Source organism: Kitasatospora sp. NPDC093558 (genome assembly GCF_040683475.1).
Lineage (GTDB): Bacteria > Actinomycetota > Actinomycetes > Streptomycetales > Streptomycetaceae > Kitasatospora.
Genome location: NZ_JBFBDY010001090.1, coordinates 1 through 1,576, shown reverse-complemented (window position 1 = coordinate 1,576; position 1,576 = coordinate 1). Strand labels below are relative to the sequence as shown.

The 1,576-nt window shown below is 73.9% G+C and carries 2 protein-coding genes; one reads left to right on the top strand and one right to left on the bottom strand.

The genetic code is table 11. The features are described 5' to 3' along the window. Positions 1 to 24 precede the first annotated feature (24 nt). Positions 25 to 174 (top strand): LPXTG cell wall anchor domain-containing protein, encoded by a 150-nt coding sequence (locus tag AB0O00_RS38755; protein WP_363659375.1) that lies wholly within the window; start codon positions 25 to 27, stop codon positions 172 to 174. A gap of 155 nt (positions 175 to 329) precedes the next feature. Here the strand turns inward: AB0O00_RS38755 and AB0O00_RS38750 are convergent, their stop codons facing one another. Further along, complete coding sequence (locus AB0O00_RS38750; protein WP_363659374.1) at positions 330 to 1,469, bottom strand: hypothetical protein; 1,140 nt, start codon at positions 1,467 to 1,469, stop codon at positions 330 to 332. Between the last annotated feature and the right edge of the window lie 107 nt (positions 1,470 to 1,576).

Here is a 1,576-nt window from a genome sequence, read left to right as displayed (position 1 = left end):
GCCACCCCCTCCGGCGCCCCGAGCGTGACGGCCTCGCCCAGCACGGCGGCGACCGCGTCGAGCAGCGGCGGCTCCTCCTCCGCCGCGCCCATCGCCATCGGTGCCGCCGTCGTCGTCGTGCTCGCCGCCGGCGGCGCGTGGTGGTGGCGCCGCAAGCGCACCGCCGCCGGCTGACCTTCCGCAGCCGCTGCGGTGCCCGGCCCTCGTGACGCGAAGGCCGGGCACTGCGGCTTTCAGCCGACGTGCAGGGCGAGCTCGGCGGTGTGCGGTTGTCTGGCGCTGTGCGGTTGTCCGGCGGTCCGGAACTGCTGTAGGACCGGCCCGAAGTGTTACGGCCCTACGACGGCGGTCCAGTTGGGCGCGGTGGTCGGGGCGAGCGCGCGGAGGCGGTTCAGGACGGCCGGGTCCTGGGCGTCGAGCCAGTCGGCGAGTTGGCGGAAGGAGACGCAGCGGACGCCGTCGCGGTGGCAGAGGTCCTTCATCGTCGCTTCGGCGCTCTGGAGCCGGGGCGCGTGTCGGGGGTCGAGGTCGGTGTCGATGACGAGGGGCGCGCGGCTGCCGTGGTAGACGCGGTCGAAGGCGTTCCGGTACGTCTGCGGTGTCTGGTCGGTGGAGAGCACCTCGTGCGCGCCGGAGGCGTCGGGGATCCGCTGGAGCGGGAAGTCCCAGATGCCGTCGGTCTGGGTCGGCCAGCGCTGGACATCCCCCGGGGAGCCGGCGTCGTAGCGCCATCCGGCGTCCTTCTCCGCGGGGAGCAGGTTCGGCCGGCCTTCCAGGCACGGGGCGCGGCCACCGGCCAGCTCGGTCTGGTAGTCGAAGGGCAGCGGGGGGAGATCGGTGAAGCCGGTTCCGGTCTTCCAGAAGTTCACCATCGAGTAGCCCTGGCCGATCTCGCTCTGCCAGTCGGCGGTCGACCAGTCCCGGGCGCCCTTCGGTCCGCAGAACTGGCCGATGAAGCCGTCGGCGATCTCGTCGCCGTCCAGCCAGGCCCGGCCGAGCTGTTGGAGGGTCGCGCGGACCTGGGCGTCGGTGGGGAAGGGGACGGAGGCGGTGCCGGCCTCGTGTTGCGGCGGCTGGTACTGCCAGCGCTTCGTGGCGGGGAGCAGGTCGATGCCGCGCAGGAAGAACGTCACCTCGGCGCCGTTCGCCCTGGCCGCCGTGCGGGCGTGGGAGAACAGGTGGTTGTCGTCCTCGGTGGGAGCGTCGAAGGAGAAGACCACGAACTGTGGTGGCACCTCACCGGGCTTGAGCCGGGCCACCGGGGGCTGGGCCGGCTGCGGGCCGGTGTCGGAGGTCGAACCGTCGCCGAGCACGGTGACGGAGCCGCCGGGCGCGTCGGCAAGGGGTGTCGACACGGCGTCGGGGACCGCCTCGGGCGTGCTCCGGCGGTCCGGGACGGCCGGCATGAAGGCGAGCGCGGCGACCACGCCCAGCGCGAGCGTGCCGGCCGCACGGCGGCGGTTTCTCATGGGTCCTTCGGTCTCGGCTGACGGGTGCTCACTCATACGGGTCGCCCGGTTCGGCGATCCGGCGGACCTGGTCCGCCGCCAGGACGGGGACGGCGCTGTCCTGGCCG

Bases quoted from the DNA above. Each gene is read 5' to 3' on its own strand.
- AB0O00_RS38750 (WP_363659374.1), bottom strand. From the start codon at position 1,469: ATGAGAAACCGCCGCCGTGCGGCCGGCACGCTCGCGCTGGGCGTGGTC.